Annotated in this window: 10 protein-coding genes and 1 pseudogene; 9 read left to right on the forward strand and 2 right to left on the reverse strand. The window is 68.0% G+C overall.

The features are described from left to right. The 5 genes and pseudogenes from A37W_RS21265 to A37W_RS24255 all read left to right on the forward strand — a co-directional run. Nucleotides 1-332, forward strand: a pseudogene (locus A37W_RS21265) (hypothetical protein); the annotation flags it as partial. A 197-nt stretch (nt 333-529) separates the two neighbouring features. Next, nucleotides 530-2053, forward strand: coding sequence for a calcium-binding protein (locus A37W_RS22755; RefSeq protein ID WP_018302577.1), 1524 nt, complete (start codon nt 530-532; stop codon nt 2051-2053). A gap of 120 nt (nt 2054-2173) precedes the next feature. Next, on the forward strand, nt 2174-4282 hold the full coding sequence (locus tag A37W_RS0108345; RefSeq protein ID WP_018302578.1) for a Calx-beta domain-containing protein: 2109 nt from the start codon (nt 2174-2176) through the stop codon (nt 4280-4282). 335 nt (nt 4283-4617) lie between these two features. Then, nucleotides 4618-6039 carry a mannose-1-phosphate guanylyltransferase/mannose-6-phosphate isomerase gene (locus tag A37W_RS0108350; RefSeq protein WP_018302579.1) on the forward strand — a complete coding sequence of 474 codons (1422 nt, stop codon included), beginning with the start codon at nt 4618-4620 and terminating at the stop codon, nt 6037-6039. Between the two features lie 229 nt (nt 6040-6268). Beyond that, nucleotides 6269-6556: an IS1096 element passenger TnpR family protein gene (locus A37W_RS24255; protein WP_229666059.1), complete on the forward strand. Its 288-nt coding sequence runs from the start codon at nt 6269-6271 to the stop codon at nt 6554-6556. Nucleotides 6557-6698: 142 nt separating this feature from the next. On the opposite strand, the gene A37W_RS0108360 is transcribed toward A37W_RS24255, so the two are convergent. Continuing rightward, nucleotides 6699-7283 (reverse strand): hypothetical protein, encoded by a 585-nt coding sequence (locus tag A37W_RS0108360; protein ID WP_156169087.1) that lies wholly within the window; start codon nt 7281-7283, stop codon nt 6699-6701. Between the two features lie 132 nt (nt 7284-7415). Here A37W_RS0108360 and A37W_RS21275 point away from each other — a divergent pair, with 132 nt between their 5' ends. Genes A37W_RS21275 through A37W_RS24260 form a run of 3 tightly spaced genes read left to right on the forward strand, consistent with a single transcriptional unit; the run spans nt 7416 to nt 12134 of the window. Beyond that, a complete protein-coding gene (locus A37W_RS21275) occupies nt 7416-9368 on the forward strand; it encodes a glycosyltransferase family 2 protein (protein ID WP_081617053.1) in 1953 nt (650 codons plus the stop codon). A 28-nt stretch (nt 9369-9396) separates the two neighbouring features. Beyond that, on the forward strand, nt 9397-10344 hold the full coding sequence (locus tag A37W_RS0108370; protein ID WP_018302583.1) for a DUF6492 family protein: 948 nt from the start codon (nt 9397-9399) through the stop codon (nt 10342-10344). After that, a complete protein-coding gene (locus A37W_RS24260; RefSeq protein WP_018302584.1) occupies nt 10341-12134 on the forward strand; it encodes a hypothetical protein in 1794 nt (597 codons plus the stop codon). The genes A37W_RS0108370 and A37W_RS24260 overlap by 4 nt, the downstream gene beginning before the upstream one ends. Before the next feature lie 33 nt (nt 12135-12167). Here the strand turns inward: A37W_RS24260 and A37W_RS21285 are convergent, their stop codons facing one another. Beyond that, nucleotides 12168-18530 (reverse strand): hypothetical protein, encoded by a 6363-nt coding sequence (locus A37W_RS21285; RefSeq protein WP_018302585.1) that lies wholly within the window; start codon nt 18528-18530, stop codon nt 12168-12170. Between the two features lie 139 nt (nt 18531-18669). Between A37W_RS21285 and A37W_RS0108385 the strand changes: the two genes are divergently transcribed. Further along, nucleotides 18670-18891 carry a hypothetical protein gene (locus A37W_RS0108385; RefSeq protein WP_018302586.1) on the forward strand — a complete coding sequence of 74 codons (222 nt, stop codon included), beginning with the start codon at nt 18670-18672 and terminating at the stop codon, nt 18889-18891. Nucleotides 18892-18904: the final 13 nt, after the last annotated feature.

Raw genomic sequence — 18904 nt, forward strand, 5'->3', positions numbered from 1 at the left:
CGGGGGCGGACGTGTTCCGCTTTGCCGAGCGCCCCGGCGCGGACGGACCCGACCGGATCACCGATTTCGAGACGGGGACGGACGAGATCTGGCTCGACGCGGGCGCGCTTGGCGTCGATCTGGGCGGCGCGGACAGGCTGCGCCTGGGAGCGACGGACATCCTGGAGCTCGGCACCGAGGCGACGGAGGCGCAGACGCGCCTGCTCTGGAACGCGGACAGCCGCACCGCCTTCGTCGACATCGACGGCACCGGCCGCCTGCCGGCGGTGGCGCTGATCGCCTTTGACGAGGGCGGCGACACGCCGATGATCGGGGATGTCTGGCTGGTCTGACCGCCACCAGAACCCGCCAGGAAATCCGGGACGGCGGCCCGCCCCGGATCGGGGCGCCCGGCCGGTCCGGGATCCTCCGGGGCAGCGCGGATCGCCGCCAATCCGGCCGATGACATCTTGTCGCGGCCGGCGGGCCGCTTAGGGTCCGGCGCATCGGATCGGATCGACCGGAGCCGGTTCCCGGGAGGATCACACACATGGCCACCGCGTTCTCGAATGCCAGCGAGGCGAGAACCTTTTCCTTCATCCGATTCCTGCGGGACGATGCGGGCCTGCCCCGCATCGCCCTCGAAGGGCACCTGAACGCCGTGGCCGACGCCACCGCGGCCCGGGTTCTGGCGGCGCAGGATCCGGACGCTCCGGCCGGTCCGGCCGAGACGCGGGTCGAGGAGGCCGGCCTCGCCGTGACCGGCGAGGTCGTGGAGATCGCAGTCTATTTCGAGGGGTTTGACGCGAGCTTCTACGCGAATGGCGGCCCGACCCTGCACAATTACCTGCTCAACAACGTGCCCGACTATGCGGCGGCGGCGGCGAACGCGGACATGGACTTCGTCGGCCTCGGCATCGCCGCGTCGGAGGACGAGCAGAAACTGGCCGTCTCGGCGGTCTTCGCCGATACCGAGGCGGTGGCCCTGATCGATCGCCAGGAATTCCGGCAGGTCTTCGACATCTGGGGGACCGGCGGGCCGGACGAACTCGTCGGGACGGACGCGGGCGAAGTGATCCGCACGAGCAATCCCACGAAGCCCGCGGGCACGCCCGATACCGGCGGCGACACCGTCCTGGCCGGGGCGGGCGACGACGAGATCTTCAGCACCGGCGTCGCGGGCAACACGCTGGAGGGCGGCGCCGGCAACGACACCTATCACGGCGTGAAGGGAGAGGACGTCCTCGTCGAGGCGGCGGGTGGCGGCATCGACACGATCGTCGTGACGACCTCCTTCTCGCTCGAGGGCCATGCCAACGTCGAGAACCTCTCGGCGGCCGGTGTCATCGTCGGCAACGACCTGTCCAACACGCTGCGCTCGATCTTCGGCACATCGGCGACGCTCGACGGCAAGGGCGGCGACGACATCCTGCAGGGCGGCGCGCTGAACGACCTCTTCATCGTCGACAGCGCGGGCGACAGGGTGACCGACGTCGCCGGCGCCCACGACGTGGTGCGCGCCTATACCGACTACACCCTACCCGAGGCGCAGAGGATCGAGCAGCTGGAGCTGCGGCGGGTGCGCGACGCCGACGGCAATGTCGTGCAGGACATCTCGGCCACCGGCAACGAGTTCGCCAACCGGATCATCGGCAACGACCAGCGCAACATCCTCAGCGGGATGGGCGGCGACGACGAGCTGATCGGCGGCGGCGGCACCGACATCCTGACCGGCGGGGCGGGGGCGGACGTGTTCCGCTTTGCCGAGCGCCCCGGCGCGGACGGACCCGACCGGATCACCGATTTCGAGACGGGGACGGACGAGATCTGGCTCTCCGCCGCGGCGCTGGGGGTGGACCTCGGCGACGCAGACAAGCTGCGCCTGACCGCGGTGCCCGAGATCGTCCGGCTGGGGGCGCAGGCTCTGGATGCGGGCGACCGGCTGCTGTGGGACGCGGAGACACGCACCGGCTTTGTCGATATCGACGGGGCGGGCGGGATCGCCCCGGTGGCGCTGATCACCTTCGACGAGGGGGGCGACGCGCCGATGATCGGGGATGTCTGGCTGGTCTGAAAAGGCAGCGGCCGCCTCCGTAACAGAAGGTGCCGCCGGGGAAGAAAATGCCCGTCCTCCGGTTGCGGTTGTGTGCCGCAGGGTCAAGAGTGAGACCAGCATCAGGGTAGGGGAACCGTCATGGCCGTCGTCAGCGTCCGCAACATCAGCATTCTGGAAGGCAACGCGTCTTCCTCCAATGCCATCTTCACCGTCACCTTGGACCGGGTGGCGACGGCGCCCGTCCAATTGGACTATTTCCTGCAAGGGGGCAGCGCGGCGGAATCCAAGGGGGATTTCAACGAGTATTCCAGCACCCTGACGATTCCGGTCGGCAGCAGTTCGGGCACGATCAGCACGCAAGTCTACGGCGACCTGGCCGTCGAGGGAGCGGAGTTCTTCGACCTCTACCTGACGGCGCGCCAGAACGCGGAATTCGCGGACGGCGCCGCGGCGCTGCGGGCGCGGGCGACGATCCTGGACGATGACGATGGGCTGCCGGACCCGGTCCCCGGGCTGGGCGATCCGGCCACCCCGATCTTCGGCCCCGTGTCCGAGCCGGGTCTGCGCCCGACGCTGGACGTGCAGGGCGTGTCGCTGATCGAGGGGTCGGGGTCCTCCGATCCGGCACGCTTCTTGCTGACGCTCGACCGGCCCGCCACCGCGCAGGTGACCGGCAGCTACTATTTTGGCGGCGTCACGGCCGCCGAGAGCAAGGGCGATTTCGACGACTATTCCAGCAGTTTCACGATCCAAGCCGGCCAGCAAAGCACCTGGCTCTCCACCAATGTCTACGGCGACACCGCGATCGAGGGGGACGAGACCTTCGAGCTGGTGCTGACCGACCTGACCAACGCGGTGTTCAGGGACGGCGCCGCAGCGCTGCGGGCCACGGGCACGATCTTGGATGACGACGGCGGCGCGCCGTCCGGCCCCGGCGGGATCGGCGCTGCGTCCGAGGGGATCGGCGGCCCGGTGCCGGTCTCGGCCTCGATGCCTACCTTGCGGGTGCACGATTCCGCGGTGATCGAGGGCAACGGTTCTTCGGATCCGGCCCGGTTCCTGGTCACGCTGGACCGCCCGGCCCCGGCCACGGTGACCTTCGACTACGCCTTCGAGAACGGCGTCGCGACCGAGGCTCTGGGCGATTTCGACAGCGTGGCCGGCACGGCCCGCATCGAGGCCGGCCAGCAGAGCCTGTGGCTGTCGACCAATGTCTACGGCGATACGGCGATCGAGGGGGACGAGGATTTTTACCTAGTGCTCACCGGCATCGCCAATGCCCGCTTCGAATACGGCGCCCCGGCGCTGGTGGCCACCGGCACCATCCTCGACGACGACGGCGGCGCGCTGTCCGGTCCGGCGGGAATCGGGGACGCGGCCCGGGGCGTGCGCGCGCCCGATCCCGGCCCGGGCGGCGCGGTGACGATGCAGGTCTTCGGCGCCAGCATCTCAGAGGGCGACGGATCCTCGGACGAGGCCTACATCCATGTCGTGCTGTCCGAACCGGCCCCGACCGAGGTGACGGTGCGCTACCAGGCCTATGCGGGCAGTGCCGAGGACCGCGAAGACTTCTACATCTTCAGCGGCACCCTGCGGATCCCCGCGGGCGACCAGAGCGCCCGGGTGCAGACCCAGATCTACGGTGATACCGCGATCGAGGGCGACGAGGGCTTCGACGTGGTCTTCACCAACCCCACCGGCGCGATCTTCGCGGGGGGCGGCATCTCGGCCACGGCCTCGGTGCTGATCCGCGACAACGACGGCGGCGGCACCGCCGGAGACAGCCGCACCGGCCCGGAATTCGACTTCTATGCCGACGATTACGTCTTCGGCCGCTACATCGAGGGCACGGACGGGGCCGACGATCTGCGCGGCACGCCGGAGGACGACATCATCGCGGGGCTCGGCCGGGGCGACACCCTGGTGGGCGCCGACGGCGACGATCGGTTGATCGGCGGCGACGGTCGGGACGTCTTCGCCATCGTGAGATCCCGTGACGCCGGGATCGACATGATCGAGGATTTCGAGGACGGTGACATCCTCGCCCTCGACGACCGGTTCTTCGGGCGCTTCGCCGGAAATTCCATCGACCCCCGCGGGGTCACCCAGGACCAGGCCAGGCAGGCCCGAGAATCGGGCAAGGTCTTCTTCGATGCGGGATCGGGGGCGCTTTCCATCGACGGCGAGGTGGTGGCCCTGCTCGGCGAGAGCGCGGGGCTTGGCTACGAGGACGTGTTCCTGTTCTGACGCGGGTCCCGTAGCGGTTTCAGGACGGGGCCTGGCGCATCGCCCGGCGGCGCGCGGACGCGCCGGAAGCGATGGAGCGAAACGGCCGGGCGAAGGACCGCATTTCGGGGTGACCTGTCGGCGCGCGTCACACCGCTCCGGGGAGGATCCCAGGAGCATACGGCGGGCGGTCCGGCTGGTCCGAGGGATCGAAAGAGCACGGCCGAGATCGTCGGGGCGGCTCCCGGCCGGAACCACCCCCGCGATCCCCGAAATCCGGTCCCGCGGCCGGATTCATTCTCGCGCTCAAGCCGACTTGCGGGCATTTCTCGTCGCAATGGCAATCAGGACGTTTCATGACACACGATATTCATCCCGTCATCCTGTGCGGCGGTTCCGGCACCCGGCTGTGGCCTCTATCGAGGCAGAGCTATCCCAAGCAGTTCGTTCCGCTTCTCGGGGATGAGACCCTGTTTCAGGCGTCGGCGCGCCGGGTGTCGGAGGCGGATTTCGCACCGCCCGTGATTGTCACCGGATCCGATTTCCGCTTTGTCGCGACCCAGCAGCTGATGTCCGCTGGCATCGATCCCGGCGCGGTCCTGATCGAGCCCGAGGGGCGGGATACCGGACCGGCAGTGCTGGCGGCCACGCTGGGAATCGCCGCCGATGATCCGGAGGCGATCGTCCTGATCACGCCCTCGGACCATCGCATCGCAGATCCGGACGCATTCCGGGGGCTGGTCCGCGCCGCCCTTCCCACGGCCCGATCAGGGCGGATCGTCACCTTCGGCATCCGGCCGACCCGCGCCGAGACCGGCTATGGCTGGCTGGAGGCGGACACCCCGGCGGACGGCGAACCGGTTCCGCTGCGCCGTTTCGTCGAGAAGCCGGATGCGGCACGCGCTGCCGAAATGCTGGCGGAGGGACATTTCCTGTGGAATGCGGGGATTTTCCTGGCTCGGGCCGACGTGCTGATCGCCGCTTTCGAAGCCCATGCCGCCGATCTCGTCGCGCCCGTCCGGGCCGCGGTCTCGGCCGCGCAGCCCGACCTGGGATTCCTGCGGCTCGATCCGGGCCCTTGGGCGGAGCTCCGCAAGGTTTCGCTCGACTACGCGGTGATGGAGAGTGCGGACAACCTGTCGGTCATGCCCTTCGCAGGTGCCTGGAGCGATCTCGGCGGGTGGGAGGCAGTCTGGAGCGAGTCCGATCGCGATTCGGACGACGTGGCCTCGGAAGGGCCGGTGATGGCGATCGATTGCCATCGTAGCCTGCTGCGCGCCGAATCCCCCCGGCAGTCGCTGGTCGCGATCGGACTCGACGACATGATCGCGGTGGCGATGCCCGACGCGGTGCTGGTCGCGCCGCGCGGACGGGCCCAGGACGTGAAGGCGGCGGTGGAACGGTTGAAGGCCGATGGAGCGGCTCAGGCCACCACGCTGCCGATCGATCATCGGCCCTGGGGCTGGTTCGAGAGCTTGATCGTCGGCAACCGCTTCCAGGTGAAGCGGATCCATGTCCGCCCCGGCGCGGCGCTGAGCCTGCAATCGCATCATCACCGCTCTGAGCATTGGATCGTGGTCGAAGGCACCGCAAAGGTCACGGTGGACGACGAGGTGAAACTCGTGACGGAGAACCAATCGGTCTACATCCCGCTCGGGGCGGTGCACCGGATGGAGAATCCCGGCAAGGTGCCGATGGTTCTGATCGAGGTCCAGACCGGGTCCTATCTGGGAGAGGACGACATCGTACGGCTCGAGGACGTCTATGCGCGGGGTTGAGGAATAGGCCAGCCGTATTCGATAAATGTCTCCCATGACCAAAAGGAGTGTCGCTCAAGGCGTCCCGTCGCCCTTGTGCGGAACCGCTGGATTGTCTGCGCAAGTCGTATCGGTTCTGCGCACGGTCCGGCATCCGAGGCCCATCGGGAGCAATGGCCGTCTTACCATAACATACCTTATCGGATGACGGCGTGTAGCGCTGGTGGAGACGAGCGGGAGCGGCGAGGCAGTGCAGATCTCTGCGGCCCAGCTCGGCTATCTCCTCGAAGGAATCGACTGGCGCAAATCCACGCTGGACGCAACGCCCTGCATCTATTGCCTTGGAATTGGTCCCCGACACCACAAAGGATGGCCGCATGACCCTGATGCCCGCCTCCGGATCATCCTGAACGACATCGACCCAATGCCGATGCGCCACATCGAGGTGCCGCTGAAGATCAGGCTCGGCCGGCTGCACGAGGTCATCCAGGCGGCCATGGGCTGGGCGGGCACCCATCTCCGAGTTCCGCGTCGGTGATGCCGGGTGGGCCTGCCCGACCCGGATGGGTCGCCATCGGTTCGAGCACGATGGCGAATGCCCCGCCCTGCCTGTCTTCATCGACGATGCCACCAGCTGGGCTGAGGCAGCTGCGCTTCGTGCCACCTGAGAACGCTTTCGCCTATTTCGAGGCGGCCGGGGCCTTCGCGAGCTTCGCTTCGAGCACCGAGATCTGATCGCGCAACTGCTTCAGCTCCAGGAGGCGGGCATGGTTGTTCTTGTGGTGCTGGATGATCCGCTCCTTTGCGAGCATCAGATCTTGTTCGGCCTGCTCGGGACTTCGCTGGGCCATATCCGTCCCGGCGGCCTTCGCGCGGAGGGCCTCGGCGATGCCGGTCAGGATCTCCACCTCGCGGCTTCGGCGCTCGGCGAGAGCGGTGCTCGCCCCGGCGGTCAGCTGCGCCTCCTCCAGCCGGGCGGTGAGGCTGGACAACCGGAGGTCGCGTTGCACCAGGTCGACGATGCGCTTCCGCTCCTGCTCTTCCGGAACATCATCCCGAGGGTCCGCCCTGCCCGTTCCGAGCGCCTCTTCCGCAGCCTCCAGACGCTTGCGAAGTTCGAAATTCTCGCTGCGCAACTGCGCGGTCTGGCGCTGCTGGGCCTCGTAGAAGGTCCAGATCTCCTCGATCCTGGAATCCCGGTCGGGACTGGCCGGATCGGTCGACGCCGCATGGCGCGCCAGATCAATGGTATGATTGTTGGGCATGACGGCCAGCCGGGTCGAGATCACTTGTGATGAACGGATTCAAGGTAGCTCAAGCGGGTCTGGAGTTGAAGGACGGTTGCAGGTAGAGGATCGTGACCGATCGGAGCGAGACCGGCTGACGAAGGCGAGCGGATGAATGCATGGCCCCCGACGGACCCGTCCGAGATCCGGAGGCTGTGCCGGGTTCTGCAGCAGACGGGTCACCTACATAGCAACTGGTATCTGAGGAACAATCCCGACGCTGCGGCGAGCGGGATGAGCGCGGCGGAGCATTACCTGCTCTATGGCGGGCCGATGGGCCGCGATCCCGGCACCCGGTTCTCCGCCGAGCTCTATCTCGACGCCCACCCGGACATCCGGGCGGCCGGACTCAACCCGCTTCTGCACTACGCGACCGATCCCGACCGGCCCGAGACGGATCTCGGAGCCGGCATCGGGCGCCGGCCGAGCGCCTCGGGGAAACGCCGGATCATGACGTTGCGCCGGCAGCTTCTCAACGCCTCCCGCCCCGGGCCGATCCTCGACGCGCTCGAGACGATCGCGGCGGAGGCGGAGGAGGCCGATATGCGTGGTCTGGCGCTGCGCGAGCTGGCCCGCTGGTACTACCGGCAGGGCGATTGGGCCGCCTGCCGGGCCGTGATCGACCGTGTCGGCCCGGCGGGCAGGGACGACATGAGCGTCGCGCTGCGCATCCGGTTCGGCGTGATCGAACTGCTCGCCTGCCATGGCGCAGGCGATCGGGTGGCCGGGCTCGCCATCTACGAGCGGCTCGCCGCCGCGGGTCTGGCGGGCGTCGACACGATCCTCGCGCGATCCAATCTCGAGACCACGGCCGAGCGACGCTGCCACTGGATCAGCGGTGTGCTGCAAAGCCATGGCCTGTCCGGGCTGAAGCTGCGCGACGATCCCGATGCGGCGACCTCCTATGACCGGCTCGATGCCGATACCTCGGGACTTGCGACCGTTGCCGACGGCCCGAAGGTCACCGTCCTCGTCGCCGCCTACGACGCGGCCGCGACACTGCCGACCGCTCTGCGGTCCCTGCAGGCGCAGACCTGGCGCAACCTCGAGATCCTGGTGCTCGACGATTGCAGCCCCGACGAGGGCCGCATGGCCGAGGCGGCGCGGCGCATCGGGCGGGACGATCCGCGGATCCGCCTCATACAGATGGAGCGGAACGGGGGCGCCTACATCGCGCGCAATCGTGGTCTGGACGAGGCCACGGGCGAGTTCGTGACGATCCACGATGCCGACGACTGGTCGCATCCGCAGAAGATCGAGATCCAGATGCGCCACATGCTGGCACATCCCGAAACCATGGGCTGCACGTCCGAACAGGCGCGCGCGACCGAGGATCTGGGTTTCTACTGGCTGCGCCATACCGGCGGTTTCGTGATCTTCAACACCTCGTCCTTCCTGTTCCGCCGCGCGCCGATGCGCGAGCATCTGGGTTACTGGGACACGGTGCGGTTCGGCGCCGACAGCGAGCTGATCCGGCGGATGCAGATCCGGTTCGGCGACGAGGCGGTGTCGCGGCTGGAGACCGGGCCGCTGTCGTTCCAGCGCGAGAGCGGCGGCTCGGCTACGACGGACAGCGTGACCGGCCTCGGCGACACGCCCTACGGCGCGCGGCGCGCCTACAAGCAGGCGCAGGAGCATCACCATGCACGGGGGGCTTCGCTGCGCTACGGCGGCGATCCGGCGGCCCGCCCCTTCGCCGCGCCCGGCGTGATGCGCCTGGCCAAGCCCGACTGGGGCGAGGAGGCGTTCGACCTGATCGCGATCGGCGACCTGTCGCGCGAAGATCCCGAAACGCTGGCCCTGCGCGACCGGATCGCGGCGCTCGTCGGAACCGGCGGGCGGGTCGCCCTGGTCGAGGCCTTCGACGAGGACGAGCAGGACTTCGCCCCGCTCTGTGCGCCGCTGCGGGACCTGGTGGACGGAACCCGCGTCGTCGTCGCGGTCTTCGGCGAGCGGATCCGCGGCGGCGAGATCCTGCACCACAAGGTCGAGAACCCGGCGAACCGCTACCTGCCGGAGATCACCGCAGGCGAGGACATATCCCTCCGGGGGACCATCGTATAGGACTGCCGCGAAGCGGCCCGGAGACATCATGACGAGCCTGTCCTTTTTCACCATCGTCTGCGCGAAGGATTTCGAGCAGTGGCGCCTGCAGGCCCGGTCCCTCGCGCGCTACTGGAGGGGGGACGCTGCCGCGCCGGTCCACGTCGTCGTCAACGAGGAGGCGGAGGCTGACCGGGCGCGGGTGCTGGACTACGTGCGGGACAACCTCGGCGCCTACGGCGCGTTGCAGGCGAATGTCCGGGTCCATGTCTCGCAGGACATCCTGCGCGCCCCGGTGTCGATGCGCGGCTGGCGGGTGCAGCAGATCGTCAAGATGCTCGCCCACCGGGTGGTCGAGACGCCCCGGATAGTCATCCTCGATTCCAAGAACCATTTCATCGAGACCATCGACGAGCTCGATTTCTTCGCCTCCGACGATCGTCCGCGGACCAACTGGCGCAAGCGTAGTCCCGATCATAGCCAGCACAAATGGCTGCGGCACAGCTTCGCCGATCTGGGGCTCGACCCGTCGTGGGCCGACCAGCCGGCCCCGCCGACGATCACGCCCTATCCGGTCACGCGCGATCTGCTGGTCCGCCTGACCGAACATCTCGATGCCGAGAACGGTCTCGTCGAGACTTACTTCGAATCCAAGGACAACCAGTCCTCGGAGTTCTTCCTGATCTATGCCTTCGTGATCCGCACCTACGATGATCCGCAGCGCTACTATGCCAAGGGTCTCGTCAAGCTCGCGACGATCTTCAACCGCTTCCCCGAGACGCCCGAACTCATGCAGGCTCTGTTGGAGCGGGTGGAGAGCGGCGGGGTCAAGGTCTTCTCGTTCCATCACGGTCGCAAGGGCCGCCTGCTGCCGGCCGATCACGCCCGCATCGTCAGGCTCTGGCAGGACAAGGGCCTGGCGGGGCGGGAGGATGCGCTGGAGATTCTCGGCCCGCCCGCGGACGCGCATAGCGACCGGCCGGGCGTCCCGCAGTGACGCGTCTGACCCTGCATGTCGGTACGCCCAAGGCGGGAACGTCGGCCCTGCAGAATTTCCTGCATGAGATGCGCGCGGACCTGAACGAGCGCCACGGCTTCCTCTATCCCGCGACCGGTGTCTCGCCCGGCGCGGTCGGCGCGCGGCATATCGCGCTTTGCAAGGCCCTCGCCGCCGAGGACGGCGCCGAGATGTTGAAGGACATGGTGACAGAGACGGAACTGGCCGGGGCCCGGCATGTCCTGCTCTCCTTCGAAGGCGTTTATCGGGGACGCTCGCTCGACCGCATCGTCGCCCGTCTGCGTCCGCATTTCGAGGTGGATATCCTGGTGTATATCCGCCACCCGCTCGATTTCGTCGAATCCCTCTGGCGCGAGCAGGTGCGCCGTCGGGGCGAATGGCGGGATCTGGACCAGGTCTTCGACGACCATGTGCAGTTCGCCCGCTATGACCGGGCGCACGCCCAGCATGTCGCGCTGGTTGGGGAGGACGGGGTCTCGGTCCGCTCATACGAAGCATCGACCGGGCAGCCGGGGGGGATCATCGGCGATCTGCTGACCGGATTCCTCGGACTTTCCGCCGAGGAGGCCGGATCGCTGATCGCGGCACACCTGGAGGGCGGCGGCGGTGCGAACGAAAGCGTGTCCGACCGGCTGATCCTGGCGCATCTGCTGAACAACCGCCGCGCCGCCGCGGCCGCGCCCGCCCTCGACCGCCACCGGCTCGAGGAGCTCGCCCCCGCGCTACCCGACGATGTCGGCGAGGGGCGGCTGTGCAGCCGGGGGCAGATGCGGCAGATCGACCGGCTCCTGCTGCCGATCTATCTCGAGCTGCTGGACCTCGGCCCGGAGGCGGCGCCGGTCTCGAAATTCGGGGCCCGGCCGTTCAACCACGCCTTCTTCGATCCCGGCATCCGCGCCGGGATGGAACGGATCCTGGACGAGGCCACCGGCGGCCCCGTCCGGCCCGCCGGGGAAAGGCCTGGAGCCGCGCAGGACGGACCGATGGAACGGGCCGGGACCGCGCATGGGACCGGGCATGGGACCGGGGACGGGGATGTGGACGCGGCCTGGGACGCGACCGGGGCCCGGAATGCGGACGAGGACGGGGCCGGGATCGCGGCCCGGCCGTTCGAGACCGACAGGGTCGAGACGGTGCCGCCGCGCCCGATGCACGAGGCGGCCGATACGGTGACCATGCCGGCGGCCGAATACGATTGCCTGGTCGAGGCCTATCGGGACGCCGGAGTGATCCTGGAATACGGCTCGGGCCATTCGACCGTGATGGCCTCGCGGCTGCCGGACAAGCTGGTGTTCAGCGTCGAATCCGACCGGGACTGGGCGATGCGCCTGCAGGCGCGGATCGACGCCGAAGCCCCCCCGTCCCCGGCCGTGGTCTACCATGTCGATATCGGCGAGACCGGGGATTGGGGGCGGCCGAAATCGGACCGGGCCTGGCACCGGTTCCACCACTACCCCAACAGGATCTGGGACGAGCCGTTCTTCCGCCATCCCGACCTGGTGCTGATCGACGGCCGCTTTCGCGCCGCCTGTTTCGCCACGATCTGCCTTCGGATCACCCGCCCGGTGCGGCTGCTGTTCGACGATTATACCACCCGCCCAGTCTATCAGGACGTCGAGCGGCTCGCCGAACCCGTGCGGTTCGTCGGACGGATGGCCGAGTTCCACCTGCAGCCGGGCCTGGCGCGGCTGCCCGAGGATCTGTCCTTCGTCCTCGGTCTCTACGCGCAGGCGACCTACGACGACGGCACGCGTACGTCCTACGGCTAAGGCCGGGGGGCGCCGCGGCACCCCCCGCCGACGTCAGAACAGGAACACGTCGTCGTAGCCGAGTTCGGACGCGTCGACGATCCGCACCACCAGCGTGCCGTCGATCCGGCCCTCGCCCGTCTGGCGGTCGAACGTGGCGATCCCGTCCTCGAGCGCCTCGCGGACCTTGCCGGTCCCGGCCGCCTGCAGCCCGTCCGGTGCAAGGCCGAAATAGCCACCGTCGATCACCAGCCCGTCCTCGGCCCCGAAGCTGTCGATCTCCAGCACGTCGGCCCCCAGTGCGAGGACATGGTGCGTGCCAGTCTCGTCGACGGGCGCGGCGACACCCGCAGCATCGCCGTCTGCGGCAAGGTCCAGCGTGACCGAACCGGTCTCGCGGGCGAACCCGGTCAGCAGCCCTGATCCCGCGATCGCGAGAAGGCTGACCGCTTCGGAGCCGTGGGAGACCTCGGCATCCTTGCTCTGCTCCTCCATGATCTGCAGATCGACGCCCGTGGCATCGAGATCGCGGAACCGCAGCCCGGAGGGATCCTTGCCCGCGAAGGTGGCGATGGAGCCGAGCATGTTGGGCGCGTCGCCGAAGGCCGGGGCGAAGTCGATCCGGGTGAAGGCATCGGTCACGTTCTGCCCGGTCACGCCGACCTGATAGTCGAGGCCGCTCCAGGTCCCCTGCCCGGCCTCGATCGCCATCCAGCCGACCTGTTCGGTGGTATGGTTGCCGCCGTTCCCGGATTCTTCCTCCTGCATCGTGAACGCGAACCCGGTCTCGCTGGCATCCCGCTGCCGGGTGATGACCCAGTCGGCCCCGTTATCGGTCTGCACCTGGGTGAACACTGCCGGCATGTCGTCGAAGTCCTCGCCGAAATCGACGGATTCGAAGCCGCTGGAGGACAGAAGGTCGGTCGAGCGCATGCCGACGTCGATCCGGGTGCCGTCGGCCAGCTCCCAGGCGCCGGCCTCGACCACCATGTAGGTCACGGTCTCGTTGCCGTGGGCGCCATCCTCGTAGTTCGGCTCCTGCAGGGACAGCGTCACGCTGTTCGAGGTGACGTCCCGGATCCGGACCGCAACGGGATCGCCGCCCACGGACGAGGGCGGCATCGCGAAGACCACCGGGTTGTCGAAATCGTGGTCGAGCTGGATCACGCTCTGCGCCGAAGAGAGCGTGACGCTGCCCACCTCGGCCATGATCTCGCGGCCCGAGATGTCCTCGCCCCGCAGCACGCCGTCCCCGGCCAGGGCCAGGAAATCCACCGTCTCGGAGGTGTGGTTGGTCTCGTTGTCGGCGCTGCGATCCTCCTGCGAACGAACCTGGAAGCCGTTGGCACCGACCGCCTGGGTCCGCGCCGTGGTGCTGTCGTCGCCGTCGAAGCTCGACAGCTGGGTCAGCAGCACGGGGGCGGAGCCGAAGCCCGCGGTGAAGGCCTGCGAGAAGAAGGCGTCGGTGACCCCGTCGGGCGTCGCGCCCGCCTCGATCAGATCGTCGCCCGCCATGGCCACGCCCCGCTCGACCGCGAGCCAGCCCAGGGTCTCGGAGGCGTGGACCCCGCCGTTTTCGGCCTCTTCCTCCTGCATCGTGAGGTCGAAGCCGCTGCGGTCGGCGTTCCTCTGGCGCGTCGTCACCCAGTCCGCGCCGTTGTCGGTCTGGACCTGGCTGATGATGCTGGGCGTGGCGGTGAAGGCCCCGGTGTCGAAGGCGACGCTCTCGAACCCGGCCGAGGAAAGCAGGTCGCTCTGCAGCGTGCCGGCGCTGAACACCGTGCCGTCGGCCATCTCGTAGGTGCCGGCCTCGATTACCATCCAGCTGACGCTTTCGGTGGCATGGGCACCGTCCTCGTAGTTGGGCTCCTGCAGGTAGGCGCTGAACCCGGTCGAGGTGATGTCGGTGATGCGCACATTGACCGGCGCGTCGCCGTTCGTGGTGTTCGACACGGCGAAGACCACCGGGTTGAGGTAGCTCTCGTCGAAGGACACCGTGGTGCCGCCGTCGTCGAACGAGACCCGGCCGTATTCGGCGAAGGCCGTGGTGGCGACCCGTGCCGTCAGCACCCCGTCGCCGAAGACCCCGCCATCGTCGGCGAGGGCGAAGAAGTCCACCGTCTCGTTGGTGTGGGCGGTCTCGGGATCGGCGCTCTGCTCCTCCTGCGCGGCCACGTCGAAGCCGCTGGCGGTGACGGCACCGGCCCGGGCAAAGGACGGATCGTCCCCGTCGAGGCTGGCCAGGCTGGTCAGCAGCTGCGGCGCGGCGGAGAAGGCGCCGGAGAAGCCCTGCGAGGTCGCCGTCTCGCCGACGGTGTCGCCGGTGGTGCCGGCCTCGTAGCTGCGGCCGTCCCAAGTGCCGCTGTTCGCCTCGAAGGCGATCCAGCCGATGCTCTCGGTCGCGTGGGCGCCGGCGTTCAGCGCCTCCTCTTCCTGCATCGTCAGCTCGAACCTTTCGGCCGAGGCGTCGGTCTGCCGGGTGATCACCCAGTCCGAGCCCGCCTTGGTCTGGACCTGGCTCTGGATCGTGGGCGTGGCGTCGAAGAAGTCCTCGGTGAAGGAGATCGCCTCGGTGCCGGCGCTGGACAGCTTGTCCGAGGTGGTGCTGCCGACCTCGAACCGGGTGCCGTCCTCCAGCTCCCAGGTTCCGGCCTCGAACACCATCCAGGTGACCTCCTCGCCCGCGTGGGAGCCGTCCTCGTAATTCGGCTCCTGCAGGTTCAGCCGGAAGCTGTCGCTCTGGATGTCGCTGAGGCGCACCGTGACGGGCTCGGACCCCAGGGTCGTCGTGGTCTTGGCGAAGACCACCGGATTGACGAAGCTGCGGTCCAGTGTGATCGTCGCTCCGATCTGGTCGACGGCGATCGTCCCGGTCTCGGCCATCTTGTAGAAGACGTCCTTGCGCGACACCGGGCCGCCCAGGCTGGTCGTGCCGCCGTTGCCGGTGACGGTGCCGCCCGAGACGGACACCTCGCCGCCGTCCCAGTCGTAGACCAGCCGGTCGGCCCCGTCGCCGAAATCGGTGATCGTGTCGCTGCCGCTGCTCTGGACGAACCAGTCGGCCCCGGCCCCGCCGTCCAGGGTGTCGTCGCCCGCCCCGCCGTCGAGCACGTCCTGGCCCGTGTTGCCGTTGAGCACGTCGTTGCCGCCGCGGCCGAAGAGCAGGTCCGCGCCGCCATTGCCTGAAAGCGTGTTCACGCCGTCCGTGCCGAGGATCGTGCTGTCGCCGCTGTGGCCGATGGCGTTCTCGAAATTGGTGACACCGCTGGAGCCGGTGAATTCGCCCGTCTGCAGATCGAGCGTGGCCGTAAGGTTCGAGAACAGGCGGAAGAAGTTCAGCGTGTCGGTGCCGCCGCCGCCGTCGAAATACTCGCCCGCCGAGTTGGTGAGGTAGGTGCTGACATAGTCGTCGCCCCCCCCGGCTTCGATCCGGTCGATGAAGTATTCCTCGATGTAGTCGTCGTACTCGGTCGCGATCAGACGCTCGATCGAACTTTCGTTGGCCTCCACGATGGTGGTCGAGCCCGCTGTCAGGTTGCCGTTTCCGTCGCTTCCGCCGGCCAGCAGGCTGATGCCTTGGGTGAAGCTCGATACGTCGAGCGTGTCGGTGCCGCCGCCGCCGTTGAACGTGCTGGTGCCGCTCATGGACTGAACCAGCGTGTCGGCGCCGCCGCCGCCCGAGACGCTGTCCGAGCCGCCGCCCCCGGTCAGGACGTTGGCGCCGCCGTCGCCGATCAGCGTGTCGTTGCCCGTGGTGCCGGTCGCGTTCTCGAACTCGAACAGACTCTGCTCGGCCGGAACGGGATTGCCGGTGTAGTACCATGTCCCGGTGGCCAGATCGGTGACGTAGCCGGAGAACGTGTTCTCGTAGGTATCGGTGCCGGCCCCTCCGTAGAGCGTGTCGCTGCCCGCATCGGCGCCGCCCCGGACGATGTCGTCGCCGGCCCCGGCCTCGATCCGGTTGAGGTTGAGAACCTGGGGGAATTCCGAGATCAGGTCGTCGTGATCGCTGCCGAGGAGGATCTCGATCCCGCTCAAGGCAAGCGTGGTGCTGCCGCCGTCGCGGCTGGCCACGACCAGATCACTGGTATAGCCCACGTCCCAGCCCACGGTGGAGGCCGCGAGGTCGAGCGTGTCGGTGCCGCTGCCGCCGTCGATCGTCTCGGCCGTGTTCTGGTTGTTCTGACGGATGATGTCGTCGCCCAGGCCCCCGTAGACGCTGTCGTCGCCCGCCCCGCCCTGGAGCGTGTCGCCGCCGTCGCCGCCATAGATCTCGTCCGCGTCGCCGGCCCCGGCCAGGATGTCGCCGAAGGCCGAGCCGGTGATCGTGTCGTTGCCCGTGGAGCCCAGGACCGAGGTGGTGTCCTGGCTGTCGGTCCAGTCCTCGAAGACGAAGTTCGACAGGTCGATGGTGCGCCCGTAGCTCGACGACATTTGGATGGTCAGGACATCGACCCCGGCGAGCGCGCCGTCGATGACGAGGTCGGACGCGAATTCGCTGGTGGTGTCCAATTCCTTATTCGACAGAAGGATCGTCTGGGACGAGGGGGAATTGAATACGATCTCCTCGATCGAGGAGACGTTGATGTCCCTCAGATCGACCATGCCCGCGGTGGAGACCAGGATCTGGTCGTATCCGTTCCCACCGGCGAGGCTTTCGGTCCCGATGACCCCATCGCTGGCGGTGTAGTAAAAGCGGTCGTCGTTGTCGCCGCCGTAGAACGTGTCAGTGCCGGAGCCGCCGTAGAATCTGTCGTTGCCCGACCCCCCGTAGAGATCGTCGGCGGATGAGCCACCCTCAAGACGGTCGGCGCCGTCTCCGCCATAGACCCCGTCGCTTCCGCTGCCGCCATAGACCGTGTCGTTGCCGTCCGAGGCGATCAACAGGTCGTTGCCGCCGTTGCCGGTGACCACGTTGCCCTGCTCGTTGCCGATCAGCAGGTCGGCGCCCGACCCGCCGGTCGCGCGCTCGATCACGGTAGTCAGGCTGCCGGCATAGATGTCGTTGGCGATCGAGTAGCCGCCCAGTTCGGGCGTGCCGTTGCGGATGATCCGGCTGAAGAAGCCGCCGGCGAAATAATCCGGATCGGTGAGGTCGTCCCGCATCTCGCCCGCCGTCGTGGACGGCACGATGGAATTGTAGAGCGACGCCCCGGAGCCGTTCAGGATCGAGATGATCTCGGCAATGTTGGTGGGGGTGACGCTCTGATTCAGCGTCGCTTCGTTGAGGTTGATCACAACGCTGGATGCGCCGTTGTACTGGATCGTGTCGGTGCCGCCGGTATCCCAGATGCCGTAGAAGGCGCGCCCGATGTTGACCGTGCCGTTGTCGCCGTCGAGATCGCGGATCCCGGTCTGCCGGTCCGACAGGGTGTAGACAGTGTTGCCCGTGTGGTTGGTCGCGGCGCCGTAGAGATACTGCAGCGCCGCGATGTCGAGCGCCATCGGCGTCACCGCGTAGCCGAAGTTCAGGCCTTGGCTGTTGGTGTTGAGCCCGCCGCGCTCGTAGCTCATCACCGTGTAGCGGTCGTTGTCGAGTTCGTCGTCGCCCGCTGCCGTCGCACCCGATCCGCCGACCGAGTTCGACCCGTTGCCGGTGTCGTGCGGGTGGCCCACGCCCAGCGAATGCATGATCTCGTGGATCGAGGTGTGCAGCCGGTTCGACGAGCCGTTGACCTCGGGCGTGGTGTTCATGCTCGAGGAGTTGGTGTTGTAGATGATGTAGGCTTCGTTGTTGGTGGACGAGCCCGAAGTCGTGTCGGTGCCGGGGAAGGTCGCGCGCCCGTTCAGCCCGGCCAGGCCGCCGAAGCCGTCGTCGCGCACCAGGTTGTCGAAGGCCAGGAACTTGAAGTCCGTCGCGGTCGACTGGAAGCTGTTCGTGGTGTTGACGAAGTCGAGGTCCGCCACCTTCTCGAGGCTGGTCATCGACCATTCGAGATCGTCGTAGAGATCCTCCACGCGCTGCAGCATCGCGGCGGGGTTGCTGACGTCAAAATAGACCGGGTCGGAATTGCTGCCGTTGAAGTTGATGCTGTCGAAGACCGTCGCCGCGTTGCTGAGCGCGTAGCTGAAGTCCGAACTGTCCTCCGCGTAGGCGTAGGAGATGTTCTGCGGGTCGGTACCGTCGTCGTACTTGTCGGTGCCGGTCAGCCAGGCGACGAGCGGATTGCCGGCCACCGGATTGGCGCTGACGGTGTCGCCCCCCTCCCCGCCCTGCGGCGATCCCGACATCTCGCCGAGCCACTCGAACCCTTCGGGCACGTCGGCCAGATCGCCGGCACCCGAAGCGCCGGCACCGTCCGCCGCGAGGGTCAGCGCGCGGGCCGGGATGCAGCAGCCGCAGGCGGGGTTGAGATCGGTGAAGGCGGTGTCGAAAACCGGAACCGGCGAATCGCCGAATGCAATATCCTTTGCCATGAGCTTTAAATCCCAGGTTGAAAAGGGTGTGGAATCGGGGGTCGTCTAATTGTTCCCATCGTCGGTGGCCCCTGACGATGCGTCAAGTGCAGGATCGCGGCCCCGGCCGTCCGGTTCAGTCTCGGTTGCCGGGTTCGACGTGCTGTGCCTGCGCTGCGAAACGCTGGACGATCCCATCCCAACGATCGAACGCTTCCTCGATCGGACCTTCCCGACCCTGCCGCCCCGCCGGGCCCGCACGACCGGGCTCGACACGATCGCGACCGAGGATCTGGCCGCGATCCGGGTGATCTATGCCTCCCTCGCCGACAAGGTCTCGGCCGCTCCCGATCTGGCGATCTGTCGCGCCCTCGATCCCTGAGGGCTCCCCGCGG

The sequence above is a fragment of the Wenxinia marina DSM 24838 genome (assembly GCF_000379485.1).
Classification (GTDB): Bacteria; Pseudomonadota; Alphaproteobacteria; order Rhodobacterales; family Rhodobacteraceae; genus Wenxinia; species Wenxinia marina.